The sequence below is a fragment of the Acrocarpospora pleiomorpha genome (assembly GCF_009687885.1).
Classification (GTDB): Bacteria; Actinomycetota; Actinomycetes; order Streptosporangiales; family Streptosporangiaceae; genus Acrocarpospora; species Acrocarpospora pleiomorpha.
The window spans coordinates 145,547-172,434 of record NZ_BLAF01000007.1 but is presented as its reverse complement, the minus strand read 5'-3'; the positions used below and the strand labels follow the sequence as shown (position 1 = coordinate 172,434).

Sequence of the window (26,888 nt, the reverse complement as noted above, 5' to 3'; positions counted from 1 at the left end):
CAGCTCAACCCCGGCCTCGCGGGAACCGTCCCGGCCGCGTGTAGAACTTCAACAGCAGCGCGAAGCACCGTCCTATGCCGCAGGTCGCGATCGGCGATGCCAGGCGTCATCGGCAGCAACCACGCTTGGGCGGACCACCTAAAGAAGCGGTCGCGCTTGTCCCTGGTCTCGACGGGCATGAGGTGGCGTCCAGCTGTCGGGCCGGAAGGCCGGGGTGGGCAAGTTGAGCAGGTAGTCGCGGAGCTTGACGAGGTCGGGGTGGCGGTTGATCGTGTGCCGGGCCAGCGACCACGGGTAGACGGGCGTGGGGTGGCTGACGGGGATGCGTCTGAGGTCGTGCCTGGTGGGCCAGACGATGCGGGTGCGGGTGCCGACGAAGGTGGACAGGGTCGCGGAGTCGGTGATGGTGTCCATGAGGTGCTCGATGCCGAAGTTGGGCCCGGTCGGGTCGATGTGGAGGCCGAACTCCTCGGCCATCGCGGCGTAGTAGCCGCCCCATTCCGAGCCGGCGACGATGCCCGGCACCCAGATGCGGTGATCCGTCAGGTCGGACAGGCGGATGCCGGGGGACTTCGCGAGGGGGTGGCGGGGGCCGACGAGCAGGTCCAGCGGCTCGTCGTACACGCGCTCGTGGGCGATGGCGGCCGGTAGTGCGGCCGGGTCGTGGATGTAGCGGAAGGTGGCGTCGATGGAGCCGCCGAGGAGCGCGTCGACAGCTTCCTGAGCGGTGCTCAATCCGATGACGTCGATCTCCACGTCCGGGTGGCGGGTGTGGAAGTCGATGACGAGATCGGCGGAGGCCAGGCGTCGGCCCAGGACGTCGACCCGCAGGGCGCGGCCGGCGGGCCGGACTGACTGGATGGCCGCTTGGACCGCCAGGAGCGCCGTCCTGGCGTGCGGGAGGAATGCCTGGCCGTCCACGGTGAGTGCGGTGCCGTGCCGGCTCCGGGTGAACAGGGGAACACCGAGGAGGTGCTCAAGGGCGGCGATCCGCTTGGACACGGCCTGCTGGGTGATGCCGAGCTCGTCCGCCGCGTGCTGAAACTGGCCGTGTTCAGCGATGAGGACGAAGGCGCGCAGGACTTCGGTGTTCACGGCGGAAGCATATCTTCGAACAACCATCAGTTGTCCATAAAGCGCATTCTTTGTTTGTTTCCTGCGTAATCTCGGGTGTTTGATCGTCCCGGCAATACGTTTGGTTGTTGAAGCGAGGGGCGGGAATGGCGGGGGATGACGGGCTGGGCCCGGATTTCGGGTGGCTGTGGCGGGCCTTCGCGGCCAGTTCCCTGGGGACGTGGCTGGCGCTGGACGCCATTCCCCTGATCGCGGTCCTCGCTCTCGACGCCGGCGCGGCACAGGTGTCGTGGATCGCGGCGGTGAGCGGGGCGGTGGGCGCCCTGCTCGCTCTGCCCCTGGGGCCATGGGTCGAGTTCCGGCCCAAACGGCGGCTGATGATCCGTGCTGACGTGCTGCGCTGCCTCGCCCTGATGACGGTGCCGATCGCGTACGGCATGGGGGTGCTGAGTTACGTCCACCTCCTGGCAGTGGCCGTGGTGGTGGCCGCGGCCGACATCGTCTTCATCGGGGCCAGCGGCGCGCATCTCAAGGACCTCGTTCCCGAGCGGCACCTGGTGCGGGCCAACGGCCGCTTCGAGACCATCACCTGGATCTCGACGGCGGTGGGCCCGCCGGCGGGCGGCGCGCTCATCGGGGTGCTGGGCCCCGTCGCCACGATCACCTTGAACGCGATCAGCTACGTGCTGTCAGCGCTGGGCCTGCGCGTGATCTCACGGCCCGATCCCGCGCCGCCGGCCCGGGCGGCAGGCAGGTCCAGCCTGGCCGAGATCGTGGCGGGCTGGCGCGTCATCGCCGCCGATCGCGTGCTGCGCCTGCTGTTCGCCAACACGGTGCTCGTCGCCGCGCTCATCATGGCGACCGCGCCGTTGCTGTTGTACCTGATGCTGAACGACCTGGGTTTCACACCCCTGCAGTACGGGCTCGGCTTCGGCATCCCCTGCCTGGGCGGGCTCGTGGGCGCGCGACTGTCCCAGCCACTCGTCCAGCGCTTCGGCCAGCGCGACATCCTGCTCACATTCGGCGTGACACGAGTCCTCTGGCTGGCGGGGCTCGCCTTCGTAGGCCCCGGTACGCCGGGCCTCCTCGTCGTGATGGCGGTCGAGGGGGCCATGATTTTCTGCATGGGCGTGTTCAATCCGGTCTTCGCCACGTACCGGCTGCGGAGCGCACCGCATGACGCGGTGGCCCGCGTCCTCACCGCCTGGACCATCAGCACCCGCACGGCCATCGCCGCCGCCACGGCACTCTGGGGCGTGCTGGCCGGGCTGACGAGCGCACGCACCGCGATCACGATCGCCGGGATCTTGCTGATCGGCACGGCGATCCTCCTGCCATGGCGGCAACACGCGCGCGTGTCAGAGAAGGTCGATGGTCAGATCGGGCGGTAGTTCGCCGCCCAGGACGTCGATGGTCGCGTCGTCGCCGGTGACGGTGACCGTGCCCCAGCCGGTCCCGGCGACGAACGGGAATCTGCCTGGCCGCCGCCCGATGCGCAGCCGCCGCGTGGTGGCGTCGTAGCCGAAGCCGGTGTACGCGTCGAGCAGCGACCAGCCCGCCATCGCCCGCACGTAGTGGTCACCGCACTCGACCTCGTTGAACGGGTTGCGCCGGGTGCCGTCGTAGCGCTCCTGGATCGCCGTGACGATCCGCATGGCCTCGTCGTCGAGGCCTTCGTACAGGCAGTGGGCGGCCACCTGGTACTCCACGCCGGTCCACACCTCGTCGCAGTAGCGCAACGGCACCTCCGGACGGCCCCCGTTCGGCCAGCCGCACACCACCAGGCCGGTCTCGTCGCCGTCGGCGAAGACCCGGTAGTCGTGCTCGCCGAACCCGGTGCGCAGGTTGTGCCGCACGATCGCGGCGAGCGCGGCGCGCACCCGGTCGCGAGGCAGGAGGTAGCCGAGGCCGAGCTGGTGCGCCCACCACTGGCCGAGGAGCTGATCGGACAGGCAGCCCACGCCGAAGTCGTTGTCCTCGCCGGTTACCGGCTGGGCATAGTATTCGCCGTTCCAGAGGAGCTTGTCGTAGCTGTCGCGGCCCGTCGCGAACCGGTCCGCGAAGGCCGGCGCGGCGGCCGGTTCGACCAGTTCGGCCATCGCGCGCATCGCCTGCAGCGCGGCCAGCCACAGCCCGCCGACGAACATGTTCGGCCCGTGCAGGCTGATGTCATAGGTGACCGGCTGATCGCCGTGCAGCACTCCGTCGCCGTCGGAATCCCACGTTGTCGTGATGTGATCCATCAGGCGCCGCAGCGCGGGCCAGTGCCCGCGCAGCCAGTCGACGCCCGCGCCGTCCAGCACCGAGCGGTAGGTCTTGAGCACCGCGCCGAGCATGCCGTCCAGCGCCGGGCGTTCCGGGCCGCCGATCCGCACGTCGTGCAACTGCGGGAGGAACAGCGGCAGCTCCACCCGGTGCGGCAACGATCCATTGGGACCCTGCACGGAGAGCTCCGTCTCGCGCATGCTGCGCCCCAGCTCGGGGAAGAGCCTGGCCAGGGCCTGCTCGTAGTTGAAGACGTGGTTGCAGTTGAGCGGGCAGGAGCCGCCGGCGTCGCCGTTCCAGTTGCGGGTGGAGGCGCCGAGCGCGCCCTCGAAACCGTAGGCGCGCCCGTCGGCCGTACGGAACAGGGTCGGCGAGCGCACCAGCGTGCCCTGGGCGTAGACCACCTCCCGCAGCGGTTCCGGCAGGTCACTGTGGGCGACCGCGTCAGCCCACGCCCGCGAGGCGGTGTCGAGGTGATCCCGGTCGGCGAGGTAGGCGTCCAGCACGTCCAGCGCGCCGCCGAACCGGCCGGCGTAGTGGTTGCCGACCCAGAACTTGCTCGGCCCGTACGACTGCGTGGGACCGAACCGGTCGAAATCCGCGTACCGGTTGGGGAACCACCAAGCGTGGACGAAATCGATCGTGGTGGTCTCACCCGGACGCAGCGCGAACGCGACCGCCACGGCGGCGTCCCAGGTGTGCCCGGCCGGGCTCGGGCCGGCCGGGGCGCGGAGCGGAGACACCCCGTCCGCGACCGCGTCGCGCAGGGCCGCGTCGCTGTAGTCGCCCAGCTGGATCGGGGTCACCAGCTTCGCGGTCTCGACGAAACGCAGCATCGCCTCGGCGCTCATCGCGCGGGGCAGCGCCGCGGCCGGACCGTCGGTCCACAGCAGCATCTCGCCGTATGCCGGGTCGTCCTCGGCCAGGCCCGGATGATCCATCAGCACGCCGGTCTGGCCGGGACGGCGCAGCAGGCGGTTGACGTTGCCGCCGTAGCCCGCGCCGCGAGTGCCGTCGATCGGCGTGACACCGTCCCAGCCGACCGCGTTCTGCAACGTCCCGAGCAGCCAGCCGTGCCGGAACTCGGCGCTGGTGTTCGTCACGGTGAAGCGATACCGCACCAGCGGCAGCGCGCTGGCGTCCGGATCGAGCGGCACGAACGGCGTGAACGCCGAGAGCGACACCGCGACCGGCAGCTCCTCGTCCACGTACGACACCTCGGCGAAGGGATACTCTGCCCGGAACTCCGTGCTCGCCACGGTCGGCCAGGGCGGCAGGCGATCCGCGTCGGGCACCTCGGCGTCGGACACATTCGGCGCCGGGCGCTCGTGTGGCGGCAGCGGCGCGGACCGCAGCAGCCGGACCACGTCGCCGGGCGGCTCGGTCGAGGAGACCCGCAGCGCGAAGAAGCTGTCGGGCAGGAAGCCGCGATGGTTGGCCACCCCGGACAGCTGCCACTGGCGCAGCGCGCCGTCGCCGCCGAGAGCCACGTGTCCGGTGCCGAAGCCGCCGAGCGGAAACGCGACCGCGCGCCGGGCCTCTCCCGTGTAACGCCTCACCGGCGCCTTCCCTTCGTCAAACCAGTCGCACGGACGGCTGAAGACCTTGATCGTGAAATCGGTTTCACAAACGTAGGGCGAGGTCACAGGAGGTGTCAAGTGCGGTCACGACGGAGGCCGGTTTCACGCCGGGTCGTTGACATCCTCCCCGGCGTGAAACGCCGGGGATTCCCCCACGTCGCCGTGGAGTCCTTACTGCTTCTGCTACGCCGCGTGAGCGCCGTAGGTTGCGGGCGGCGCCAGGGTCGGAATTGCCTCACCTGGTCTTACCCGCCCTCCACAGTCGTTTTCAGTGTCCGCCAGCCCGGCGGCCACCATGTCTTTGTCCTGCCCTTCCCTGGCGAGGGTCTCCGCCTGCTCACGCAGGCGGAGACCCTCGGCCAAGATGTTCAACGCGGCCGCGATGTCCCGGTCGTGATGCTCCCCGCAGGACGGGCAATCCCAGGCTCGCACCCCCAGCGGCACCGTCCCGTTCCGCCAGCCGCAGCACGGGCACAACTGCGAGGAGGGAAACCAGCGGCCCACCGTAATGACCGCCCGCCCATATCGGGCCGCCTTGCCGCCCAGCAGCGTGCGGAACGCGCCCCATGACGCGTCGTTCACCGATTTGGCCAACCGGCCGCGTGCCAGCCCTCGCACCGCCAGATCCTCGATCACGACCGTTTGGTTCTCACGGATGATCGCTGTGCTGGTCTGGTGCAGGAAATCCCGGCGCGCGTCGGCCACCTTGGCATGCTGGCGGGCCACCGCGATCCGCGCCTTCTCCCGGTTCTTCGATCCTTTCTGTTTGCGTGACAGCGCCCGCTGCAGGCGGGCCAATCGTTTCTCCCGGCGGCGCAGCCACCGCGGATTGGCGATCTTCGTGCCGTCCGACAGGACTGCATAATGGGTCAACCCCAGATCGATTCCGATCTCGGCCTCCGCCTCGGGCAGCACCTGCCCGGCGTCGTCGACCTCGATCACGAACGAGGCGAAATAGCGGCCCGCCGCGTCCACGATGACCGTGACCGAGGACGGCACGGCGGGCAGTTCCCGCGACCAGCGCACCTCGATGCTCCCGATCTTGGCCAGATACAGGCTCCCGTCGCCGGGCAGGCGGAAGGCGGTGCGGGTGAACCGGGCCGACTGGCGCCGGTCCCGCCGCGACTTGAACACCGGCAACCCCATCCGCCGACCCTTACGCTTCCCGCTGACCGAGTCGAAGAAATTCCGGTACGCCACATCCAGGTCGCGCAAGGACTGCTGGAGCGGGACCGGGGACACCGCACCCAGCCACTCCCGCTCCGGCGTCCGTTTGGCCGCGGTGACACAGATCTTCTGCAGATCTCCGCCACCGATCCAGGGCAGCCCGGCCTTGCGGGCGGCTTTGCGCATCGCCAGCGCGTCGTTCCACACCACTCGGACACAGCCGAACAATCGAGCCAGGGCCTGACTCTGGGAGGCGTCGGGGTAGAGCCGGTAGTTGTAGCGCAGCCTCACTCCCGGGCCTCCTCCCACACCGGCCACACACCGTCACGACTCGAACACAGTAGCGTGTGACCGATGGCGGCGGAAGCCGAATATCCGCATGGCAGGCGCCTCCCCCGTCCATCCGGTCCTTGTGACCACATATCGGCGCAACGTCACGGAATGTCTGCGATGGCGCGATGGCGCGCCACCGCGAAGAACTATTTCTCCGCTTCCCCCAGCTGTGCCCAACCTCGATCATCAGGCGGCACATCGAGCAACGGCGCCGTCCACCCTGACCGGTCCCGGGTCCGCGCTCCGCGCTCCGGGGACCGCATTCATCCCCGCCCTGAAGGACGACGGGGCCTTCTGCGACTTCTCGGTAATGTGGAGCTCTATGGCCACGATCTACGAGGTAGCGGCGCTCGCCGGAGTCTCTCCCGCGACCGTCTCGCGCGTCTTCAACGGGCTCACCGTCTCGGAGGAGAAGCAGCGGCTCGTCCGCGACGCCGCCGCGCGGCTGGCCTTCACCCCGAACAAGACGGCCCGCCGGCTGCGCAAGCAGAGCTCGGAGATCATCGCCCTGCTCATCCCCGACATCGAGAACCCGTTCTACACGGCGCTCGCCCGCGGGGTCGAGGACCGCGCCCAGGAGTCGGGCTTCTCGGTCGTGCTCTGCAACACCGACGACAATCCCGGCAAGGAGCTGCGCTACCTGCAGATCGCCGCCTCCGAGCAGATGGCGGGCGTCATCCTGTCCCCGGCCTCGGACGAAGTCGATCTCGGGGCGATCGTGTCGCTGGGTCGCCCGGTCGTGGCGGTCGACCGTACGACGCCGTATCCGGTGGACGCCGTAAAGATCGACAACCGCGCCGCCGGGATCGCGGCCACCACCGCCCTCTTCGACGCCGGATACCGCAGGATCGCCTGCATCGCCGGCCCGGCCGGGATCGAGATGACCGAGGACCGCTTCCTCGGCTGGCGGCAGGTCGTCACCGCGCGCGGGACCGGCACGCACGAGGGCTACCTGCAGCACGCGAACTTCCGGGTGGAGGGCGGCCACGCGGCGATGAAGGCCCTGCTCGCCCTCGACACCCCGCCGGACGCGGTCGTGACGACCAACAACCTGATGGCCATCGGGGCTTTACAGGCGATCGCGGAGGCGGGGATCCCGCCGGAGACGTTCGGCCTCGCCGCCGTCGGCGAACTGCCCTTCATGGTGCTGGCCCCCGCCACCGTGGTGCAGGTCCGGCTTCCGGCCCGCTACCTCGGCAGGACCGCCGCGACGATGCTGCTCGACCGCATCGGCGGCGACACCCAGCCGCTCCGCACCGTGGTCCTGCGCGCGGAGGTTAGCCCTCCGGTGCCACCGGGCAAAGGCCTAGCCCTGTAATCGATGCCAGGACGTTATCTCCCTGATCAGAGGGCGTTCTGCAGACTTCTCAATCGACTCTTGACGAAATCGATTTCTTAGACTTCACTGTGGCGCACCCCACAGCTGTTAGAGAGGGACGCAGGCCTATGAACATCCCCCAGCGCAAGGTCGCGCTGGCCTGCGCGGTCACCGCGCTGGCGGCGACCGCCCTTGCGGGTTGCGCAAGCGGCTCGGACACGCCGCCGTCGTCGTCCGGCAACAAATCACTCGAAATCGTCTACTGGAACTACGGCCCCGCCGCCGAGAGCGGAAACAAGGCCACGGCCGACTCCTTCATGGCCTCGCACGCCGATGTCAAGGTCACCCTCACCCCGGTCACCGGCGAGAACTGGGGCACCTACTACGCGAACGTCGCGACGCTCATCGCGTCGGGCAAGCGCCCCGACCTGATGGTCATCTCCGGCGAGGGCGCCCAGTTCGTGCACGCCAACAACCTCGTCCAGCCGATCAACGCCTACCTCGACAAGGACGCCGGCGCGAAGGCGATCGTCGACGACATCGCCCAGGGCCTCATCGACGGATTCACCGTCAAGGGCGACGTCGTCACGCTCACCTACGGCTGGAACGACATGGTCGTCTACTACAACACCGACGTCTTCAAGAAGGCCGGTGTGCAGCCGCCGAGCGCCGACTGGACCTGGGACGACTTCAAGGCCACCGCCAAGAAGCTCACCGCCGACACCAACAACGACGGCAAACCCGACCAGTACGGCTTCACTTGGGCCAGCAACGAGATCTTCCCCGGCATCATGCCCTGGGTCGCCAACGCCGGCGGCAACCTCACCAGCGACGACGTCTGCACGGCCACGGCCGACACCCCCCAGGTCAACAAGGCCGTCACCTTCCTCAACGACCTGATCAAAGAGGGGATCGCCCCGGCGCCGATGCCGATGAGCGATGTCTTCACCCGGTTCCAGAACGGCCAGGTCGCCATGTTCGGCGCGGGCCGGTGGCCGATCGCCACCTTCCTCCCGGCGGGGTTCAAGGCGTTCGACATCCAGCTCTACCCCAAGGGCGACACCTACAAGACGGTGTTCGGCGGCGCCGGGTACCCGATCCTCAAGTCGTCGCAGAACCCGGACCTCGCCTGGGAGTACCAGAAGTTCACCGTCAGCGACGAGATAGAGAAGCAGTACGTCGGGACCCCTGACAAGCCAGGCGACTCCATCCCGTCGCGGCGCTCGGTGGCGGAGACGATCTCCAAGGTCGGCGTTCCTCCCGCCAACTCCGACCTTTACTACAACAGCATCGACAAGTATCCGACGCTCGTGCCGTACCCCGCCCCGGCGAAGTACAGCACGTTCGAGTCGACCGTCCTCCGCCACCTGCAGCAGATCTTCGCGGCCGAGACCCCGGTCTCCGACGGCCTCAAGAGCCTGCAGAGTGAACTGAGCGGCATCGTCACCTGCTGAAAGGCAGATCATGACAACCAGTAGCACACTGCGGCCCGGGGCCGGCGACCACTATGAAAAGTCAGCGGTCGCCGACCCCGGGCCCCCGGCCCTGCGCACCCGAAGGGGAGACGGGCCGGCCGCGCTGGCGTTCCTGACGCCGTCGATCCTCATGTTCCTCGTCTTCGTCCTCGCCCCGACCGTGGGCGTGCTCGGGCTGAGCTTCTACAACTGGAACCTGCTCAGCGACGGCACGTTCGTCGGCCTCGACAACTTCGACCGGCTCCTGCACGACGAGCGGCTGCTCGGGGTCTACGGCTCGACGACCTACATGGCGCTCGCGATCCTCGCCGTCAACGTCGTTCTCGGGCTCCTGCTCGCGGTGCTGCTCGAAACGCGGATGCCCCGCTGGCTGCGCGGCTTCTTCCGACTGTCCTTCCTGTTCCCCTTCGTCGTGTCGGCCTCCGCGGTCGCCCTGATCTGGCGGTTCCTGCTCAACAAGGACCTCGGCCTGGTCAACTACCTGCTCGGCCTGGTCGACATCGACCGGATCGACTGGCTCGGCTCCTCGGCCTTCGCCCCGATCTCGGTCATCATCGTCAACTCCTGGAAGACGATCGGGTTCTCGATCCTCGTCTACATCGCCGGCCTGCAGTCGATCCCGAACCAGCTGCGGGAGGCGGCCATCGTGGACGGCGCCGGCGCCTGGACCAGGTTCTGGCGGATCACCTTCCCGCTGCTCTCGCCCACCATCTTCTTCCTCGTCGTGATCAACACCATCAACTCCTTCCAGATCTTCGCCGAGCCGCGCGTGCTCACCCAGGGCGGCCCGGGCGACTCCAGCCGCACGATCGTGGAATACCTCTACGACCGGGCGTTCGGGGACTTCGACCTCGGCTACGCCTCCGCGATCGGCATCACCTTCGCGCTCGTCCTCGTCGTGCTCACCGCCATCCAGTTCTGGTTCTCGCGCAGATGGACGCACTACTCATGAGCATCCGTCACCTGACCGCCCGCGTCCTGACCTTCCTGGTCCTGGCCGTCGCCGCCCTCGCCATCACCGCGCCGTTCCTGTGGATCTTCCGTGGCGCCTTCTCCGGCTCCGACGCGGAGCTGTACCGCCTGCCGCCGGCCTTTCACGCCGAGAACCTCACGGTGCGCAACTTCGGCCAGGTCGCCGAGCAGGTGCCGTACTTCCGGTTCTTCCTGAACTCGATCATCGTGTCGGGCACGGTCACCGCCGCGCAGCTGATCACCTGCTCGACGGCCGCGTACGCCTTCGCCCGGCTGCACTTCCGCGGCAAGGGCGTGCTGTTCGCCGTCGTCATCGGGTCGCTCATGATCCCGATCCAGGTCACGATCGTCCCGCTCTTCCTGGTCATGTCGAAGATCGGCCTGACCAACACGCTGTGGGCGCTCATCCTGCCGGGCATCTTCAGCGCGTTCGGGATCTTCCTGCTGCGCCAGCACTTCCTGTCGCTGCCCCGCGAGCTGGAGGAGGCCGCGAAGATCGACGGCGCGGGCCGGTTCCGCACCTTCGCCCGGGTCATCCTGCCGCTGTCCGGGCCGTCGATCGCGACGCTCGGCATCCTGTGCTTCACCTACTGGTGGAACGACCTGCTGCTACCGCTGGTGATGATCAGCGACACCGAGCGCCAGACGCTTCCGGTCGGCCTGGTCCTGCTCGCCGGCCGGTTCTCCACCGGATCCCTGGGCACCATCGCGGCGGGAATCGCGATGGCGATCGTCCCGGTCCTGGTCGTGTTCATCGCGGCGCAGCGTTACATCGTGCAGTCCATCGCGTCGAGCGGGCTGAAGCTCTGATGCGCACCGCGACGCTGCCGTGGCTGGTCAAGAGCGGCGTGCAGGCGTGCTGGCACGAGCTGCCTCGCTGCCTCGCCGCGGGCGTGTTCGGCCTCGCCGCGGCGGTCCCGCTCCTGGTGGCGATCCTCGCCGCGGCCCCGACGTGGATGCTGGCCGCGGCGACTGTGCCGATCGCGCTCGCGCTGACCGGTCTCGCCCGGTTCGCCGCCGCTCTGGCGTGTGGCGACGGCCCGCGCCTGGCCATGCTGCGCCAGGTCGATCCGGCGCTCGCGCTGCTGCTCGCGGCAGGTGTGTCGCTCGCCGGGTTCGGGCTGGCCTCGGGCGGAGCCGCCGCGCTGGCCGCCACTCTGGGCGCCGCCGGGTTGCTGCTCGTCTTCCCGTACTCGCTCGTATATGGCGCGCTTCGCGGGCGGTACGGCCTGCAAGCGTTGCGGGGCGGGGCGATCCTCGTCGCGTACCGGCCGAGCTGGGCGTTCACGCTCGTCGGCCTGGGCTGGCTGGGCGGCTTCGCGGTCGCGGCCTCGACCGGCGTCCTGGCCGTCGTGGTCCTGCCGCTGCTGCTCGCGATCACGGCCACCCAGACGCTCGCGCTCCTCGGCGAGATCGACGAACTTCAGGGTTCGCGGCAATGACCCCAGGCGGGACCGGATGGCCGACGCGAAGGTGACGATCTACCAGGTGGCCGCTCGCGCCGGAGTCTCCGCGGCCACCGTGAGCCGGGTGATGAACGGAGCGCGGGTCTCCCCGGAGTCAGAACGGCGCGTGCGCGCCGCCGCCGCGGAGCTGGCCTTCACACCCAACCGGACCGCCCGGCGGCTGCGCCGCCAGTACTCCGAGGTCATCGCGCTGATCATCCCGGACATCGAGAACCCGTTCTTCACCGCGCTCGCCCGCGGCGTGGAGAACAGAGCCCGGGCAGGCGGCTACTCGGTCGTGCTGTGCAACACCGACGACGACCCGGCCCGCGAGGCGACGTACATCGACATCGCGATCGCCGAGCACATGGCCGGCGTCATCCTGGCCCCGGCCGACGCCACCAGCGACGTCAGCAGGCTCATCGCGGACAAACGTCCTGTCGTCGCCGTCGACCGGAGCCTGAACCGGCCCGACATCGACGCCGTCACCGTCGACAACCGGGCCGGCGGGCTGTCGGCCGCGGAGTCGCTCTTCGCCGCCGGGTTCTCGCGGGTGGCCTGCATCACCGGGCCCAGCTCGGTCGAGACCGCCCAGCTCCGCATGGAGGGCTGGCAGCAGGCCAGCCGCGACCGCCACGGCGCGGGCGACGACGAGCTGCTGCGCTACGCCGACTACCGCGTCGACGGCGGCCGCGCCGCCATGGCGGAGCTGCTCGCCCTGCGCGAGCCGCCGGACGCCGCGGTCGTCGCCAACAACCTGATGGCGGCCGGAGCGCTCGACGCCCTGCATGATGCGGGGCTCGCGCCGCCCGGGTTCGGCCTCGCCGTCTTCGGCGACCTGCCGTTCGCGTCCTTCGGGCGACGAGGCATCCGCGTCGTCGACCTGCCCGCCAGGAAGCTCGGCGAGGCGGCGGCGGGCGTGCTGCTCGACCGCATCGCCGGCGACGACGGCCCCGCGCGGACGGTGGTCCTGCGCGCCGACCGCACATTAGGGGAGATGCAGTGAAATCCTTTCTGGGCGTCGACATCGGCACGTCGAGCAGCAAGGGCGTGCTGGTGGACGAAACTGGGCGGCTGCTGGCCTCCGCCGTACGCGAACACGAGGTCAGCCGCCCGCGGCCCGGCCACGTCGAGATGGACGGCGAGCTGTGGTGGATCGAGTTCCGCGAACTCGCCGCCGAACTGACCGCCGGGGCCGAGATCGCGGCCGTGGGCGTCAGCGGCATGGGACCGTGCGTGCTGCTGACGGACGAGGACGGCCTGCCGCTGCGACCGGCGATCCTCTACGGCGTCGACACCCGCGCGGCCACCCAGATCGAGGACCTCACCGCCGAACTCGGCGGCCCGGAGGCGATCCTCGACCGGTGCGGCTCCGTCCTGTCCTCCCAGGCCGTCGGGCCGAAGCTCCGATGGGTCGCCGAGAACGAACCGGCCACCTGGAGCCGCGCCCGCCGCCTGTTCATGCCCGCCTCGTGGCTCGCGTATCGCCTCACCGGGGCGTACACGCTGGACTACCACTCGGCGAGCCAGTGCACGCCGATGTTCGACATCCGCGCCGTCGACTGGCACCGGCCGTGGGCCGGGCATATCGCGCCGCAGCTGGAGCTGCCGGCGCTCGCCTGGTCCGACGAGATCGCCGGGACGACCCGGGAACCGGTCGCGGGCATCCCCGCCGGCACTCCCGTCATCACCGGCTCGATCGACGCGTGGACCGAGGCCGTGAGCGTCGACGCCCAGAACCCGGGCGACCTCATGCTGATGTACGGCACGACCATGTTCCTGATCGCCACCGTCGAACGACCGCTCAGGACGCCGTCCATGTGGGGCACGGTCGGCGCGTTCCGCGGCTCGCACAACCTCGCGGGCGGCATGGCGACCTCCGGCGCGCTCACGACCTGGCTGCGCGACCTCGTCGGCGCGCCCGACTACGCCACCCTCCTCGCCGAGGCCGAAGAGTCCGGGCCGGGGGCGCACGGCCTGCTCGTCCTGCCGTACTTCGCGGGCGAGCGCACCCCCCTGCAGGACCCGGACGCCCGCGGCGTCATCGCCGGTCTGACCCTCAGCCACACCAGGGGCGATCTCTACCGGGCCGCGCTGGAGGCGACCGCCCTCGGCGTACGCCACAACGTCGAGGCGCTCCACGCCGCGGGCGCGCACGTCGAACGCGTCGTCGCGGTCGGCGGCGGCACGCGCGGCGAGCTGTGGACGCGCATCGTCAGCGACGTCACCGGCCTGCCCCAGATCATCCCGGCCACGACCATCGGGGCGGCCTACGGCGCCGCCTACCTCGCGGCGCGCACGACCGTCTCGGCCGCCATCACCGACTGGAACCCACCCGCGCGGACCATCACCCCGGATCCCGCGCTGCGCTCCGGCTACGACGAGCTGTACGCGCTGTACCGCGAGCTCTATCCGGCCACCCGAACCATCGCCCACACGCTCGCGGCCCGGGAACGGATGCTCGCGTGACCCTCGGAGGAGACACAATGAACAGCTACGCCCTCCCCGCTCCGGCCAGCCGCCCGGCCTCCTCGCCGGACACGGCCTATCTCATCGCCAGCGGAGACCTGCGGCCTACCGCCAACCTGGCGGGCTGGCCCACCCAGGTGCGGATGGAGGCCGACCTCACGGCCGCCTTCGCCGAGCTGGGCTGGACGGTTTTGCGGGCGAACCCGGTCGACCCGGCCACCGGCCACGGTTTCATCTCCAGCCAGCGCATGGGGCTGGAGGTGTTCAAGAACATCCCGGTCGACGCGCCGCTCATCGTCGCCGAGGCTGTCTGGCAGTACAGCCACCATGTGCTCGCCGGGCTGCGCACGCACCAGGGCCCGATCCTCACCGTCGCGAACTTCGCCGGCGACTGGCCGGGCCTCGTCGGCCTGCTCGGCCTCAACGCCGGAATGGCGAAGATGGGCGTGGATTATTCGACGATCTGGAGCGTCGACTTCACCGACGACTGGTTCAAGGCGGGCATCAAGAGCTGGGTGGAGAACGGGACCATCGCGCATGATCTGTCCCATGTGCGGGACCTGCCCGCCCTGCCCGAGAGTCCGGAACGCGCACTCGGGCAGGCGCTCGCCCGGCAACTCCTCGCCGACAAGGCCATCATCGGCGTCTTCGACGAGGGATGCATGGGCATGTACAACGCGATCATCGACGACGAGCTGCTCAACCCGATCGGCATCTACAAGGAGCGACTCTCCCAGAGCGCCCTCTGGGCCGAGATGCAGACCGTGTCCGACCAGGAGGCGGACGCGATCGGTGCCTGGCTCGTCGCCAAGGGCATGACATTCCGCCTCGGTACGGACGAAGCCACCGAACTCACCCCCGCGCAGCTGCGCTGGCAGTACAAGATGTACATCGCGGCGCTGCGCATCAGCGACGACTTCGGCCTGGACGCCGTGGGAATCCAGTACCAGCAGGGACTGAAGGACCTCTCGCCCGCCTCCGACCTCGCCGAGGGCATCCTCAACAACGTCGACCGCCCGCCGGTGACCTCGCGCGACGGGGCGCGGGTGCTGTGGGACGGGCAGGCCCTGCCGCACTTCAACGAGGCCGACGAGGGCGTCGCGGTCGACGCGCTCGTGACCAACCGCCTGTGGACCGCCATGGGCCTCGACCCGGCGACCACCCTGCACGACGTGCGCTGGGGCGAGGAATACGACGGCCAGTTCGTCTGGGTCTTCGAGATCTCCGGCTCGGTGCCCCCTTCGCACTTCGCCGACGGATACGCGGGCGCGGTCGGCTGGCGGCAGGACCCCGTCTACTTCCCGCTCGGCGGATCGACCATCAAGGGCGTCTGCAAGCCCGGCGAGATCGTCTGGAGCCGCGTCTTCGTCCAGGGCGGCGCCCTCCACGTCGACCTCGGCCGCGCCTCGGCGATCTCCCTACCCGCCGAGGAGACCGAACGCCGCTCCCAGGCGACCACCCCCGCGTGGCCCATCATGCACGCCGTCTTCCACGGCGTCACCCGCGACCAGTTCATGGCCCGCCACAAGGCCAACCACCTCAACGTCGCGTACGCCCCTGACGCGGCCACAGCCGACAAGGCGCTCGCCGCCAAGGCCGCCCTCTTCGCCGAACTCGGCGTCACCGTCCATCTGTGCGGCGAGACCCACCTGGCCTGACCTTCAGGGTGGGGCTCCAGCGTTGGGGCCCCACCCTGTCGCGATTTCTCCCAGCGTCCTGGACAGTGGTCTCATGACACGCGCCGTGCTGGTGTTCCTCGGACTTGCCATTCTGATCACCGCGCTGGTGCTCCTCGGCCGGGCTCTTCTGGTCGGCCGCGGCTCATCGCTCAGCCCCGCCGCACTCGACCAGGCCCTCCGCCAAGGCACGGCACCGGACCTGATCTACCTGGTTGAGGTGAAAGGCTACGAGATAGCCGAGCAATCGATCGGCGTCATCAACGACGAGGGATTCGGAGCCTTCTACTCCTCAACGGACGGCCGACGGGTGCAACTCAGAATCGATCGTGGCACCATGACCGATGCCCTGTGCCCCGGCGTACCGGTAACGGACATGAACCCACTGACGGCACCGGTACGGTGCGAGCGCGACGAGGTCGGCTGGTACCGCGAGGGCGGTGGCCACCACGAGTACGTCGCCGTCCACGAGGACCACCTCATCAAACTGGCGGGCTCTCTCGACGACGTTGACCGCGCCACGCTGAAGACAGCGGTCGCCGGCGCACGCCGCGTCACCACCACCGCCCCCGCCACGCCGCGACCCTCGCACACCCCGATAGTCCGCGGCGACCTACCCACCACCGGCGACGGCGCCCCAATCCAGAACACCGGCCCCGGCGGTTGACCGCCTACGCAGCCGGTCGCTGCCGCGATAGCTGAACCGCCCCAACCGCAGCTCCTCGCTGGTCGGTCTCGTCGAAGGTCAACTTGACGGCGAACCGGCCACCTGCCAGGAACGGACCGTCGATGCCGTCAGCGCTGGAAGGTGGGCGCGTGGTCGTGGGCCCACTCCCGGAACGTACGGGCCGGTCGGCCGGTCAGCTCCTCCACGGTGCGGGTGACCGGCTCCGGCTCGTCGACGATGCGGGCCCAATATCCGAGCGCCTGGTCCACGAAGGCCGGGTTTCCCCAGGCGGCGATCATCTGCTCGCGGGCCTCCTCGGGCGGCTGCTCGTCGAAGCGCAGGCTCCGCCCGATCACCTCGCCGATGACGCGCACTTGCTCTGCCTGGGTGAGCACCGCCGGGCCGGTGAGCACGTACCGCCAGCCGGTGTGCCCGTCCTCGGTCAGCGCCAGGGCCGCCACGGCGGCGATGTCGGCCTCGTGGATCAGTGACCGGGCCGCGCCCGCGTACGGCGCCCGCACCACGCCCGTGCCGCGGATTTCGCCAGCCCAGCCCAGGGTGTTGGTGGCGAACCCGCCCGCGCGGAGGAACGTCGACTGCGCTCCGGTTTGTTCGATCAGCTGCTCCATCTCGCCCCACACTCCGTTCTCCGTGCGGTCATCGCGTACGGAGAAGGCGGACAGGTAGACCACGTGGCGCGCGTGCCTGCCGATCGCGTCCACGACGGGCCGCGCCCCCTCCGCCGTGAGGAAGGGCCACAGCAGGAACACCGAGTCGACTCCCTCGAGCGCCGCGTCGAGGGAGCCCGGATCGGTCAGGTCGCCGCGTACCACCTCGACCTCGGCCGGCAACCCGGCCGAGCGTGGGTCCCTGGCGAGCGCGCGCGGCGTGACACCCGCCTCGACCAGCATGGCGATCAGGCGTCTGCCCACATTGCCGGTTGCCCCCGTGACCAGCACCTTCTTCTTCAGATCAGTCATGGCGACAATGCTCGGACTTAAACATTTGTTTAAGTCAATAGGCTCTGGGATGTGAGCACCGTGCCCTGGAACACCAAGGAACTGACCATCGGCGAGCTCGCCGAGCGCAGCGGCGTGCCCGCGTCGGCGCTGCGCTTTTACGAGCGCCAGGGCCTCATCCGCAGCCGCCGTACGTCCGGAAACCAGCGCCGCTACCACCGGACGACGCTGCGCGTGGTGGCGTTCATCCGCGCCTCGCAGAACGTGGGCATCCCACTCGCGGTGATCGGCGAGGTCCTGGGCTTCCTGCCCGAAGGCGCCACCCCGACCCGGGAGTTCTGGGTACGGGCGTCCGACTGCTGGCGCGAGGAGCTCAACGCCCGGATCGAACGACTGGAACGCATGCGCGATCTGTTCACCGAGTGCATCGGCTGCGGCTGCCTGTCGTTCGAGCAGTGCACCCTGGTCAACCCGGGGGACAAGCTCGGCGAGAAGGGCAGCGGGCCACACCGCCTCAGCTCAGGACCCCGCGTTGAGCGCGTCGAAGCCGAGCAGGTCAGCGGCGGTTGACACTCTCCTGGGAGGTGTAGCGGGCGCGCATGCCCGGGCCTGCGGCCGGGCCGGCGGTGAAGACGTACGTCCGGCTGTCCTCCAGGCGGCGGCCGGTCCTGGCGTCGACGACCACCGGCTCGACCTCTTCGCCGGTGGCCGCGTCGATCAGGATCATGCTGCGCTGTCCCGGGGCGAGGCGGGCGTTGCCCCAGGCCGCCATGGCGACGATGACCGGCCGCAGGGATCGGCCCAGCTCGGTCAGGACGTACTCATGGCGCACCGGATTGGTTTGGTACGGGCGGCGTTCCAGCAACCCGTCGGCCACGAGGGTCTTCAGGCGGGCGGTGAGCATGCTGGAAGAGATGCCCAGGTTCTCCTGGAACTGGTCAAAACGGGTGTAGCCGTCGAAGGCGTCGTGCAGGAGCAGCAGCGTCCACCACTCACCGACATGCTCGATCGTGGTCGACAACGGACATTCACGGTCCTGTGGTCTGGTGCGCCCTGGCATACCGCTCCTCGGTTACTGCTATTGTCGAAGCTACTTGCTTCTATTTTAGCAGTAACTACAGAGGAGACCGTCATGCCCATCGCCCTCGACTCGCTTCCCGGCACCATCTCCGGCTTCCTGGCCGCGCACGACACCCACGACATCGCCGCCGAACTCGCGCACTTCACCCCCGACGCCACCGTGGTCGACGACGGCAGCACCCACACCGGAATCGACGCCATCGAGACCTGGCTGAACCGCACGACCAGCGCATTCACCTACACCACCACACCGACCGCCGCCGAGCGGACCGGCGACCGCCAGTACACCGTCACCCAGCACGTGGAGGGCGACTTCCCCGGCGGCACCGTGGATCTTCACTACCGTTTCACCCTGCGCGACGCTCTGATCGAACACCTCATCATCGAGCCCTGAAGGCCGCCTGTCCTGCACCGGGAAATCCCTGGTTGTCGGCGACGAACACCGAGTCAGCCCGGAAGCGTCCCCGACAGCGACCACCACCTTGGGTCACTGCTCACCCGATCGGGTTGCCTGTGTGGTGTTTCTTCATCGCCGCGAATTCCTCCTCCAAGGCCGCGATGAGGATGGGCAGGTCAGGGACGTGGGTGGCGTCGGCGGCGATCGTGACTGTCAGAACGCCGGTGTAGGACAGGACGGTGAAGGCGATGGTCACGTTTCCCCGTACCAGGGAGATCGGGATGACGGTGCGGACCGGGGCGTCGGCGAGGGTCAGCGGATGTTCGGAGCCGCGCAGGTTGCTGACGACGGTGTGGATCAGACGCTGGTGGTTGAGCATCCAGCGCAGCGCGTGCAGGCGGGCGGAGATCCGGTTCACCCCGGCGACCAGTTCGGCGGAAGCTCCCCGTCTTGCCGCCGCCTTGCCGGCTCGCGTGATCGCCGCTGTCCGCTCCAGCCGGTGTGCCAGGGTGCCCGCGGTGGGCAGGCTGATCGGCAGGACGCCGACCTGGTTGCCGAGTTGGGCGATGGTGGCCGACGGCCGTGCCGACACCGGGATGGACACCACCAGCGCCGGTAGGGTCTCGTCGCGGGTGTGCAGCAGTGTCCGGATAGCGCCGGTGACGGCGGCCAGGACGGCGTCGTTGACGGTGCCGCCATGGGCGTGCGCGGTTCGCCGGACTTCTTCGAGGGGCGCGGTGACCACGGCCACCCGCTGGTGTCGGCCGGTGGGCCGGTTCAGGGAACTGCGGGCCGCCCGTGGGACGGCCCGCAGGTCCGTGACGGCGCGCCTGACATACCGCCAGGCACGCGGTGCGCGGGCGAGCGCACGCAGGCGACCGGCCCACGCGTCGGCGGCGAGCCTGTGATAGGGCGGCAGCCGCCGCGGGAACGCGTCCGGAGGTGTGGGCGGGGTTACGCCGTCGGCCAGCCCGGCCAGGATGGCCAGGCCTCCCATGCCGTCGGTGAGCACGTGGTGGAAGCAGGCGATCAGTGCCATCTGGTGATCCGGCAGGCCGGTCACCAGCCGCATCGACCACAGCGGCCGGGACGTCGGCAGCGGCTCGCTGAGCATCTCCGTGGCGAGGTCGAGCAGCGCGTTCTGGTCGCCGGGCGGTGGGCAGCGGGTGACCCGCAGGTGATGGTCGATGTCGAAGGACGGGTCCTCGATCCAGATGGGGCGGCCGCAGCCCACGGGTGTGCGGACCAGTCGATGGCGCAGCCGCGGGATCGCCTGGACGCGCTGGGCGATCAGCCGCCGCGCGAGCGCCACGTCGAAACCCGGCCCCGGGTCGAGGATCAGGCAGGCTCCGAACTGCATGGGAACCGGCCCGACATCGACCGCGAGGTTGACCAGGTCGGTGCCGCTGGCGCGGTCGATTTTCGCGTGTGTCACAGCCCGTGCTCCTCACACCCGTACGCGTTCCCAGCCTGGCCCGGCCGCACGCCGCTCGTCATGAGGCGGAGGTCATCATCAGTGGTGCCATTGGTCGGCTCGCCGGGACAGGCGTTCACGCCGGTGATCCTCGGATTGCCCGCGCCAGGTGGAGGCCGAAGGACGCGGGCAATGGGACGTACGTCCCTCGCCTCCACCGCTGCCGACTGTTTGGCTGGGAACGGCGAGCCGCCACCGCGTGGTCGCCATCGATAGACCGTCCCAGCGGAGGACACAATGATCAGATCTCTCGTCAAGGCGGGCGTGGCAGTCGGCGCGGTCACCGCCACATACGCGCTGTTCCTGCGCAAGTGGAGCCTCACCTGGGGTGCGACCCCGGAGGAAGCAGGGCGCGAACTACCAGGAGACGAACTTCTGCCGCCGCCCTGCCTGATCTCCACCCGCGCCGTCACCATCGGGGCGACCACGGACGCCGTCTGGCCATGGCTGGTCCAAATGGGCAGCGGCCGCGCGGGAGCGTACACCTATGACTGGATCGAGAACCTGCTCGGCCTGAACATGCACAGCGCCGACAAGATCCTTCCCGAGTACCAGGATCTCAAGGTCGGCGACAAGCTCCCGCTGGGGGACACCGGACCGGTCATGTGCGCCGAGATCGTGGAACCCGGCCGGGCGCTGGTCTTCAGGTCCGGCGACGGCACCTGGGTGTGGGCCTTCATCCTCCTCGCCCAAGGCAAGACCACGCGCCTGATCAGCCGCAACCGAATCTCCACTCCGGATGCGGGACCGTCCGCCAAGCTGCTCAACCTGCTGATCGTCGAACCGGGCAGCCTCATCATGGAGCGCAAGATGCTGCTCGGCATCCGCGAACGGGCGGAACGAACCACACCGGAGGGTACGGGCGTTCAGGTCGCCGGCCGCTGATGCCCATCCGCCCCCTGGCTCCTGCGCCACGTCCCTGCCCGCGAGCAGCGCGTCGTCATCGGGGCCGGCTTGTGGACTTCGTCCGTACCGCTATGTGGCTCACGGCCTGCACCCGGCCACGGGTCGCCCTGGTGAAGGCGAGCCAGGCCGCCCGGCGGATGTCCTCGATCACCACGTCGTCGGGATCGTTGAGCAGCGAGACATGGATGTGCACGGCGCCCTCGACGTCGAGCAGCCGGACATCAGGTGTCTCTCGGAGTCGTCGTGCGATGGGCGCCACCGCCTCGATGACCGCTCGGCGGACGACCGGGCCGGTGGGCGCCACCGCCTTCGCGCACGCCGCGAGGAGCTCATCCTGCTCGCACACCTCCACGGCTTCCTCGGCGAGGGTGGATCCAGTGGGAGGGCGACCGGCGATCAGGAGTGGCGTGCCGGTGCGCACCGCGCACATCGCTCCCGCCTCCCGCATGGTGAACGGCCCGGGAGCCGGTCTGATGTCCACCACCAGATCCACCTCACCAGGTCTCAGCGGGCAACGGCCGCCGACCGCCAGCCCGATGCAGGGCGCGGGTCCTACATCGGCGCCAGCCGGATGGCAGAACACGACGTTGTGGCCGTCGAGGGCCAGCATCGCCCCTGGGACCGTTCCAGCCGCCGGAACGGATTCGGTGACGAGGACTTTCATGGACGCCACCCTGCCCGGCCACGGGCGCGCCACGTCAGGGGCTGAAGTCCTTTGCCGCAGGCCAAGAGTCCATTTCCCGAAACCGCGCTACCAACCCCCATCTTTCCCATTAATACAGAGCGGATCGGCCCAAATCATCCGGCACTTGTCGTCTTCGACCCGCCGCGGCGCCATCTGAGGGTCGCGGCGCCCGTTATCCCAAGCCCGCAGGCCCTTGGGCGGGCGGCCTCGATCTGGCGTAGCCGCTGACCTCCTGCCGTTGACCTCCTGCCGCTGACCTCCTGCCGCTGACCTCCTGTCGCTGGATCAGAGCCGAAGGTCCCGTGCCCGGCGGGCTTCGGGCTCTGATCAGCACGTCGTCCTTGAGGGAGCGTTGAATCGACGGACGCCCATCCGATGGAGGCGGGCGCGATGTTGTACGACTTCGCCGACGGAACCAAGGGCATGGAGGACCTGCTCGGCGGCAACGGGCCAACCTGGCCGAGATGAGGGGATGAGGTGGGTGCGATGACCATCGTGGTCGGCTACGACGGAACCGACTATTCCATGCAGGCCCTGGACTGGGCGATGGATGAGGCCGAACACCGGCACGCGCCCCTCCTGGTCGCGCACGCCTGGCACTGGCCGTACGAGCCGGGCGACGACCTCGGCCGCGACTCGCTGCGGCGCGCGGCCGAGCACGTGCTGTGGCACGGCGCCGAGTGCGCCCGCAACTGCACCAGCGGCCTGACCGTGGACAGCGACCTGCGCGAAGGTCCGGCGGCCGAGCATCTGATCGAGCTGTCCCGTGTCGCCGACCTGGTCGTCGTCGGATCGCGCGGGCGGCGGGCGCTGGTTCGTACGATGATCGGCTCGGTCGCCGACCGTGTGGTGACCCACGCCCACAGTCCGGTCATCGTGGTCCGCGGCGCGGGCTCAGTGCCCCGGCGGCCCGATCCCGGCCCGATCGTCGCCGCCGTCGCCGGACACGACCACCCTGCCGACGATCACGTGCTGGAGTTCGCCTACCGGGAGGCCTCGATGCGTGGCCTGCCCCTGGTGGCGGCGCAGGCCTGGCAGTATCCGGTCGCCTGGTCGCCCGGGACGTCGCTGTTCCTGCCTGACTCGTTAGGTGAGGAGGTCCTCGGACCGATCACCGAAGCGTGGCGGACCAAGTATCCCGAGGTCGAGAGCACACACCTACTGGAGGAAGGTCCGGTTCCCGATGTCCTGACCCGGCTGTCGGCCACGGCCACGCTGCTCGTCGTCGGCGCCGCGAGATCGCCTGGTCCGCTGGGCCGGATCGGGTCGGTGACCCGCCCGGTCCTGCACCGTGCCACCTGTCCCATCGCGGTCGTCAGATGACGGTGAAGGGGATGCCGTGCACCGCGTTGGCAGGCGCTTCGACCTCGATCACCCCGGCTCGCTCGGCGGGTCCGAGCGCGTCGTCCATCAGGAGCCGGATGCGAACCGGTACTCGCGGTGGTCCAAAGGTCCCTTGTGAAAGTGACGTTCGCCCGCAGTTCGCGGTCGTGCCGACAGGGTCCCATAGAAGGGGAACCCGAGTCTGCAGAGGAGACCGTTATGGCTGGACTGGTCGTTGTCGGCTCGCGCGGGATGGGCGCCTTCGGCTCGGCAGTGCTCGGCTCGGTGAGCCACGGCGTTCTCCACCGCGCATCATGTCCCGTCGCCGTCGTCCGCCCGTGCCAGGAGGAGCGATGACCACGCTCCCGCTCACCGCGGCCGACATCATGACCCGCGTCGTGGTGACGATCACACCGCAGGAATCACCGCTGATGGCGTGGGAGGTGATGCGGCGTGCGGGGATCCACCATATTCCGGTCGTCGACGAGAACCGCCGGCTGCATGGCATCCTCAGCCTGCACGAACTGGCGACGGGCTGGTCGGGCGCCGTGGGTGACCTGGCACGACGGGAAGCCCGCGATTTCCTGAACGACCGCAGGCTGCCCCGGATTCAGAAGGATCAATCGATCGCGCACGTCTCCGCGTTGATGCTCGACTCGGGCAGGGACGCGCTCCCCGTGGTCGACGAGCAGGGCTGGATTGCCGGCATCATCACGACAATCGACATTCTCAAAGCAGTCGCCGGCCGAGTGGAAACGACCACCGGGACAGGGCAGGTCAATTCCGCGATGTTCCGTATCGAAATGGTGAGCCCGGAATCGAATGATGAATCGGGCCACCGTTAAAGGCGATTTCCACGTCGCAAGGCCGGTCCTCGTGGACTAGGGCGGACGACGGCGCCCTCGTGCTGGCCTGGGGTGACCTCATGCGGCTCTCAGGATCGCCAGTGGCGAGGGTGTCGTCGGCGGCGAAGACCGCGACCGGACGCTCCTTTAGGACAGCAGTTCTCGGGCAGTGGTCAGGGCGTGTCGTGCGGTGCCGGACCAGGCGTACGTCGCCGAGGTCATGGCCTGCTTCGGCGAGCGCGGTGCGATATCCGTCGAGTCTGCGCTGTGATGGTGTGTGGCGGAGGGCGAGGAGGGGCATGAGCCGTTCGTATGTGGTGACAGGGGGAGGCAGGGGGATCGGCCGGGCGCTGGTTGAGCGGCTGGTCGCCGGGGGCGGCATGGTGGTCGCGATCGAGCGGGATCCGGCGGCCCTGGCCTGGGCGAAGGAACATCCTGCGGGAGGGCGCCTGGTCTGCGTGGCCGGTGATGCCGCCGATGAGCGCGTCACGGAGCGGGCCGCCGACGCGGCCGAGGCCGTGGCGCCGCTGGCGGGCTGGGTCAACAACGCCGCCGTGTTCCGGAACGCCTCGGTGCATTCGGCCACCAGTCGGCAGGTGCTGGAGCTGATCGCGTTGAACCTGGACGCGGCCGTGGTCGGGTGCACGACCGCGGTCCGCCGGTTCCTCGCCGCCGGAACGCCCGGGGCGATCGTCAACGTCTCCTCCCATCAGGCACGCCAAGCGGTCCCGGGCTCGCTGCCGTACGTGACCGCCAAGGCGGCCATCGAGGGGATGACCCGGGCACTGGCGGTCGAATACGGCCCGCACGGCATCCGGGTCAACGCGGTAGCACCCGGCTCGGTGCACACCGAGCGCTACGCCGGTTTCCTGTCCTCCCAAGAAGCGGAGGCCGCCGCCCGCATCGAAGAACAGATGGCCGTCGTGCACCCGCTTGGCCGGGTGGCCGACGCGCAGGAGATCGCCGCCGCCATCACGTACCTGCTGTCGCAAGACGCCGCCTTCATCACCGGCGCGACCCTCCCGGTCGACGGAGGCCGGACGGTCCTCGCCCACGACCCGGAAGCGTGACCGGCGCAGCCGCCGCCGTTGCAACGCGGATCAGGTCAGCAACTGTACGAAGGCGGCTGTGCGGCGGCCAGGCGATCACCGTTGTCACGGGCGGAGCGTCCAGGACCGGTACGGCGGCGAGGTCCCGGCGCAGGTCGGCGCTGGCTGACTCGGGAATGACCACGGTGGTACGGCCTAGCGCGATCAGCTGGAAGAGCTGTGTCAGGTTCCTTACCTCTGCGCCCGGTCCTTCTGGGTAGTTGCCGTCGGGACCGGGCCAGCGGGCCATCGGGAGCTTTGGCAGAGTGGTGACGTCGGCCATCCGGACCTGGGAATGGCTGGCGAGCGGGTGTGCGGTCGGCAGGATCGCGACCTGTCCCTCTGTGTACAGGGTTTCGGTGTCGAGCCCGGCTGCTGAGTCGAAGGGCAGGTGTAGCAGAGCCACGTCGGCTTGCCCGTCCTCCAGCAGCTGCTGGTGCTGGTGTGCCTCGCAGAGCAGCAGATCGACGGTGGCTGCGCCGGGTTCTGCGACGTAGGCGTCGAGCAGTTTCGTCAGCAGTTCGCCGGCGGTGCCGGATTTGACGGCGAGGACAAGGCTGGGGGGTGCTGTCGCGGCCCGTTGGGTACGCCGCTCAGCTGCGGTCACTGCGCTGAGGATCGCGCGTCCTTCGGCCAGCAGCACGGATCCGGCCTCGGTGAGCGTGACCTTGCGGCTGTTGCGTTCCAGCAGTGCGATTCCGAGCCGCCGTTCGAGCTGGTTGATCGTGCGGGACAGGGGCGGCTGGGCTATCCCAAGGCGCTGGGCAGCCTTGCCGAAGTGCAGCTCTTCGGCGACGGCGACGAAGTACCGCAGCTCGCGTATCTCCATGAGCCCAGGCTAATGACGGCAGACGGCTGATCGATACCGCTCGGGTATTACTGCATTACCGAGATGGTGTTGGGTGCCCGGCTGCAGTGCGGGCATGCTCACTGTCGTGAGCGAGAAGACGATCGCGCTGGTCACTGGCGCGAATAAGGGAATCGGGTATGAGATCGCGGCCGGGCTGGGTGCGCGGGGCTGGAGCGTTGGTGTCGGCGCCCGGGACGAGCAGCGCCGGGAGGACGCCGTGGCGAAGTTGCGCGCGGCCGGCGCCGACGCGTTCGGCGTACCCCTGGACGTGACCGACGGCGGGAGCGTGACCGCCGCAGTCCAACTGATCGAGGAGCGGGCAGGACGGCTCGACGTACTGGTCAACAACGCCGGCGTTGCCGGCGGCTGGCCGGAGGAACCCACGACCATCGACCTCGAGACCGTGCGGCGACTGATGGAGACCAACGTCATCGGCGTCATCAGGGTCACCAACGCGATGCTGCCGTTGCTGCGCCGTTCGGCGCACCCGAGGATTGTCAACCAGTCCAGCCACGTCGGCTCCCTGACACTACAGACCACACCCGGCGTCGACCTCGGGGGGATCAGCGGGGTCTACGCGCCGACGAAGACCTACCTGAACGCCGTCACCATCCAGTACGCCAAGGAGCTGAGCGGCACCAACATCCTCATCAACAACGCCTGCCCCGGTTACGTGGCCACCGACCTCAACGGATTCAGTGGGACACAGACCCCCGAGCAGGGCGCGGCGATCGCCATCCGGCTGGCGACCCTGCCGGACGACGGTCCGACCGGCCAGCTGTTCGACGACAACGGGGTCGTACCCTGGTGACCTTGCGCCGCGGTGGGTTCGATCCCCCA

Annotated in this window: 26 protein-coding genes; 18 read left to right on the top strand and 8 right to left on the bottom strand. The window is 69.4% G+C overall.

The window, feature by feature from the left end; genetic code table 11:
- Positions 1 to 138: 138 nt before the first annotated feature.
- Complete coding sequence (locus tag Aple_RS06605) at positions 139 to 1,095, bottom strand: LysR family transcriptional regulator (RefSeq protein WP_155343576.1); 957 nt, start codon at positions 1,093 to 1,095, stop codon at positions 139 to 141.
- Between the two features lie 125 nt (positions 1,096 to 1,220).
- Here Aple_RS06605 and Aple_RS06600 point away from each other — a divergent pair, with 125 nt between their 5' ends.
- Positions 1,221 to 2,465: an MFS transporter gene (locus tag Aple_RS06600; RefSeq protein WP_155343575.1), complete on the top strand. Its 1,245-nt coding sequence runs from the start codon at positions 1,221 to 1,223 to the stop codon at positions 2,463 to 2,465.
- Here Aple_RS06600 and Aple_RS06595 read toward each other — a convergent pair.
- Both Aple_RS06595 and Aple_RS06590 read right to left on the bottom strand, forming a co-directional pair.
- Complete coding sequence (locus Aple_RS06595) at positions 2,433 to 4,898, bottom strand: GH116 family glycosyl hydrolase (protein ID WP_155343574.1); 2,466 nt, start codon at positions 4,896 to 4,898, stop codon at positions 2,433 to 2,435. The genes Aple_RS06600 and Aple_RS06595 overlap by 33 nt on opposite strands.
- A gap of 204 nt (positions 4,899 to 5,102) precedes the next feature.
- Positions 5,103 to 6,377: an RNA-guided endonuclease InsQ/TnpB family protein gene (locus tag Aple_RS06590; RefSeq protein ID WP_155343573.1), complete on the bottom strand. Its 1,275-nt coding sequence runs from the start codon at positions 6,375 to 6,377 to the stop codon at positions 5,103 to 5,105.
- 364 nt (positions 6,378 to 6,741) lie between these two features.
- Here Aple_RS06590 and Aple_RS06585 point away from each other — a divergent pair, with 364 nt between their 5' ends.
- The 9 genes from Aple_RS06585 to Aple_RS06545 all read left to right on the top strand — a co-directional run bounded on the left by Aple_RS06585 (position 6,742) and on the right by Aple_RS06545 (position 16,441).
- Entirely contained in the window at positions 6,742 to 7,737 is a 996-nt protein-coding gene (locus tag Aple_RS06585; protein WP_155343572.1) for a LacI family DNA-binding transcriptional regulator, read from the top strand.
- Between the two features lie 128 nt (positions 7,738 to 7,865).
- Positions 7,866 to 9,191, top strand: coding sequence for an ABC transporter substrate-binding protein (locus tag Aple_RS06580; protein WP_155343571.1), 1,326 nt, complete (start codon positions 7,866 to 7,868; stop codon positions 9,189 to 9,191).
- 10 nt (positions 9,192 to 9,201) lie between these two features.
- Positions 9,202 to 10,164 (top strand): carbohydrate ABC transporter permease, encoded by a 963-nt coding sequence (locus tag Aple_RS06575; RefSeq protein WP_155343570.1) that lies wholly within the window; start codon positions 9,202 to 9,204, stop codon positions 10,162 to 10,164.
- Positions 10,161 to 10,994, top strand: a complete 834-nt coding sequence (locus Aple_RS06570) for a carbohydrate ABC transporter permease (RefSeq protein ID WP_170321316.1) — start codon at positions 10,161 to 10,163, stop codon at positions 10,992 to 10,994. The genes Aple_RS06575 and Aple_RS06570 overlap by 4 nt, the downstream gene beginning before the upstream one ends.
- A complete protein-coding gene (locus Aple_RS06565) occupies positions 10,994 to 11,626 on the top strand; it encodes a hypothetical protein (protein ID WP_155343568.1) in 633 nt (210 codons plus the stop codon). The genes Aple_RS06570 and Aple_RS06565 overlap by 1 nt, the downstream gene beginning before the upstream one ends.
- 16 nt (positions 11,627 to 11,642) lie before the next feature.
- Entirely contained in the window at positions 11,643 to 12,635 is a 993-nt protein-coding gene (locus tag Aple_RS06560; RefSeq protein WP_155343567.1) for a LacI family DNA-binding transcriptional regulator, read from the top strand.
- Positions 12,632 to 14,098, top strand: a complete 1,467-nt coding sequence (locus Aple_RS06555; RefSeq protein ID WP_155343566.1) for an FGGY-family carbohydrate kinase — start codon at positions 12,632 to 12,634, stop codon at positions 14,096 to 14,098. The genes Aple_RS06560 and Aple_RS06555 overlap by 4 nt, the downstream gene beginning before the upstream one ends.
- Positions 14,099 to 14,115: 17 nt before the next feature.
- Positions 14,116 to 15,756 carry a fucose isomerase gene (locus Aple_RS06550; protein WP_155343565.1) on the top strand — a complete coding sequence of 547 codons (1,641 nt, stop codon included), beginning with the start codon at positions 14,116 to 14,118 and terminating at the stop codon, positions 15,754 to 15,756.
- Between the two features lie 73 nt (positions 15,757 to 15,829).
- Positions 15,830 to 16,441 carry a hypothetical protein gene (locus Aple_RS06545; protein WP_155343564.1) on the top strand — a complete coding sequence of 204 codons (612 nt, stop codon included), beginning with the start codon at positions 15,830 to 15,832 and terminating at the stop codon, positions 16,439 to 16,441.
- A 128-nt stretch (positions 16,442 to 16,569) separates the two neighbouring features.
- Here Aple_RS06545 and Aple_RS06540 read toward each other — a convergent pair whose 3' ends face one another.
- Positions 16,570 to 17,421, bottom strand: coding sequence for an SDR family oxidoreductase (locus Aple_RS06540; RefSeq protein ID WP_155343563.1), 852 nt, complete (start codon positions 17,419 to 17,421; stop codon positions 16,570 to 16,572).
- 51 nt (positions 17,422 to 17,472) lie between these two features.
- Between Aple_RS06540 and soxR the strand changes: the two genes are divergently transcribed.
- Positions 17,473 to 17,970: a redox-sensitive transcriptional activator SoxR gene (gene soxR, locus Aple_RS06535; protein ID WP_155343562.1), complete on the top strand. Its 498-nt coding sequence runs from the start codon at positions 17,473 to 17,475 to the stop codon at positions 17,968 to 17,970.
- Here soxR and Aple_RS06530 read toward each other — a convergent pair.
- Complete coding sequence (locus Aple_RS06530) at positions 17,957 to 18,421, bottom strand: winged helix-turn-helix transcriptional regulator (RefSeq protein WP_218038147.1); 465 nt, start codon at positions 18,419 to 18,421, stop codon at positions 17,957 to 17,959. The genes soxR and Aple_RS06530 overlap by 14 nt on opposite strands.
- Before the next feature lie 111 nt (positions 18,422 to 18,532).
- On the opposite strand from Aple_RS06530, the gene Aple_RS06525 reads away from it, so the two are divergent.
- Positions 18,533 to 18,874 carry a nuclear transport factor 2 family protein gene (locus tag Aple_RS06525; RefSeq protein ID WP_155343561.1) on the top strand — a complete coding sequence of 114 codons (342 nt, stop codon included), beginning with the start codon at positions 18,533 to 18,535 and terminating at the stop codon, positions 18,872 to 18,874.
- 100 nt (positions 18,875 to 18,974) lie between these two features.
- Here Aple_RS06525 and Aple_RS06520 read toward each other — a convergent pair whose 3' ends face one another.
- Positions 18,975 to 20,312, bottom strand: a complete 1,338-nt coding sequence (locus tag Aple_RS06520) for a wax ester/triacylglycerol synthase domain-containing protein (RefSeq protein ID WP_155343560.1) — start codon at positions 20,310 to 20,312, stop codon at positions 18,975 to 18,977.
- A 276-nt stretch (positions 20,313 to 20,588) separates the two neighbouring features.
- On the opposite strand from Aple_RS06520, the gene Aple_RS06515 reads away from it, so the two are divergent.
- Positions 20,589 to 21,236, top strand: a complete 648-nt coding sequence (locus Aple_RS06515; protein ID WP_155343559.1) for an SRPBCC family protein — start codon at positions 20,589 to 20,591, stop codon at positions 21,234 to 21,236.
- Between the two features lie 55 nt (positions 21,237 to 21,291).
- On the opposite strand, the gene Aple_RS06510 is transcribed toward Aple_RS06515, so the two are convergent.
- Positions 21,292 to 21,921 (bottom strand): hypothetical protein, encoded by a 630-nt coding sequence (locus Aple_RS06510; protein WP_155343558.1) that lies wholly within the window; start codon positions 21,919 to 21,921, stop codon positions 21,292 to 21,294.
- A gap of 507 nt (positions 21,922 to 22,428) precedes the next feature.
- Here Aple_RS06510 and Aple_RS06505 point away from each other — a divergent pair.
- The 4 genes from Aple_RS06505 (at position 22,429) to Aple_RS06490 (ending at position 25,180) form a co-directional block, all read left to right on the top strand.
- Positions 22,429 to 23,265: a universal stress protein gene (locus Aple_RS06505; RefSeq protein WP_155343557.1), complete on the top strand. Its 837-nt coding sequence runs from the start codon at positions 22,429 to 22,431 to the stop codon at positions 23,263 to 23,265.
- A gap of 117 nt (positions 23,266 to 23,382) precedes the next feature.
- Positions 23,383 to 23,622, top strand: a complete 240-nt coding sequence (locus Aple_RS56195) for a universal stress protein (protein WP_344316650.1) — start codon at positions 23,383 to 23,385, stop codon at positions 23,620 to 23,622.
- On the top strand, positions 23,619 to 24,110 hold the full coding sequence (locus Aple_RS06495) for a CBS domain-containing protein (RefSeq protein WP_170321315.1): 492 nt from the start codon (positions 23,619 to 23,621) through the stop codon (positions 24,108 to 24,110). Before Aple_RS56195 ends, Aple_RS06495 begins: the two co-directional genes overlap by 4 nt.
- 299 nt (positions 24,111 to 24,409) lie before the next feature.
- Entirely contained in the window at positions 24,410 to 25,180 is a 771-nt protein-coding gene (locus Aple_RS06490) for an SDR family NAD(P)-dependent oxidoreductase (protein WP_155343555.1), read from the top strand.
- Here Aple_RS06490 and Aple_RS06485 read toward each other — a convergent pair.
- Positions 25,116 to 26,027 (bottom strand): LysR family transcriptional regulator, encoded by a 912-nt coding sequence (locus Aple_RS06485; protein ID WP_218038146.1) that lies wholly within the window; start codon positions 26,025 to 26,027, stop codon positions 25,116 to 25,118. The two genes, Aple_RS06490 and Aple_RS06485, sit on opposite strands and share 65 nt — an antisense overlap.
- 94 nt (positions 26,028 to 26,121) lie before the next feature.
- On the opposite strand from Aple_RS06485, the gene Aple_RS06480 reads away from it, so the two are divergent.
- Positions 26,122 to 26,859: an SDR family oxidoreductase gene (locus Aple_RS06480; RefSeq protein ID WP_155343554.1), complete on the top strand. Its 738-nt coding sequence runs from the start codon at positions 26,122 to 26,124 to the stop codon at positions 26,857 to 26,859.
- Positions 26,860 to 26,888 lie beyond the last annotated feature (29 nt).